This is a genomic window from Poseidonibacter sp. (assembly GCF_041821165.1).
Classification (GTDB): Bacteria; Campylobacterota; Campylobacteria; order Campylobacterales; family Arcobacteraceae; genus Poseidonibacter.
The window spans coordinates 1-1,362 of record NZ_JBGUES010000275.1; the positions used below are offsets into that span (position 1 = coordinate 1).

Here is a 1,362-nt window from a genome sequence, read left to right on the forward strand (position 1 = left end):
TGGTGGATTAATTCATAACTTTAAAAACTATTTATCTACAGGAAAAAGAAAATATTTAAAAAAGGTTGAGCAACAACATACTTCTTTATTAAGAGATATTAAAAAATATAAACGAATAAGAAATGTAACTATAGAAGAGAAAAAATTACTTAAACAATTACAAAGAGTATTTGATACTTATTTATATAATAGTTCTTTAATAAAAGAGCATATAGATAATAATACTCTTGCACAAAATTTGGAAGAATTTAATGAAATCGATGATTCTAATGCTTTTAAATCTTTAAACCTTTTATCAAAAAGAATATATGGTGCAGATATATTAATATGGGATAAGGTATCTCAAAATAGAATTCAATTATTTGAAAAACTTCAAGATAGTGTTACACAAGATTTATTGTTGTTAATTGAAAATAGAACATCAAAATTAAATCAAGATTTTATTGTTCTAATTTCAGTAATTTTTATTGTTTTAGCAATAATTTTTATATCACTATTTTTTATGACTAGAAAAATCGTAAATTCATTAAAAGAGTTTAAAGAAGGTTTAGAATATTTCTTTTTATATGTAATTAGAGAAAAAGAGTATTTAAAACCAATGCCTGTTCATGGAAGTGATGAGTTTGCTTTAATGACTCAAGATATGAATACTCAGATTATTAAAATTAAAAAGATTATTGAACAAGATAGAAAAGTTGTAGTTGAATTATCAGATGTTGTAGAAAAAGTTTCAAATGGTTTCTTAGGTTATCAAATACATCAATCAGGTGCAACTAAAGAGGTTGAATCTTTAAGAGTAGTTATTAATGAGATGATTAATAGTACATATGAAAAGGTTAATAAAATAAATAAAGTCCTTGATGGTTATGCAACAGGTAAATATAGTACTAGATTACAAAGCAAAGAAAAAGATGGTTTATTTGGAGATTTTGGAACACTATTCTCAGGTTCTGTATTATTAGGTCAATCAATATCTCAATTAATTGCAATGATTACAAATGCTGGAAAAGAACTAGAGTCAAATACTATTACTTTAAGTCAATCATCAAAAAATCTATCAACAAGTGCAAATCAACAAGCAGCTTCACTTGAAGAAACAGCAGCTTCAATTGAACAGATAACTAGTAATATGAAATCAAGTAGTAAAGATGTCGTAAGTATGCTAAGTATTTCTGATGAATTAAATATTACTGCAACAAATGGAAATGAATTAGCAAATAAAACTTCAAATTCAATGGATGAAATAAATGAAAAAGTTACAGCAATAAGTGAAGCAATAACTGTAATTGATCAAATTGCATTTCAAACAAATATATTATCACTAAATGCAGCTGTTGAAGCAGCAACAGCAGGAGAAGCTGG

The 1,362-nt window shown here is 25.4% G+C and carries 1 protein-coding gene; it reads left to right on the forward strand.

Features of this window, described 5'->3' with window-relative positions; translation table 11 throughout:
* Positions 1-238 precede the first annotated feature (238 nt).
* On the forward strand, positions 239-1,362 hold a 1,124-nt coding region (locus ACERKK_RS13110; protein WP_373773520.1), incomplete at its 3' end, for a methyl-accepting chemotaxis protein.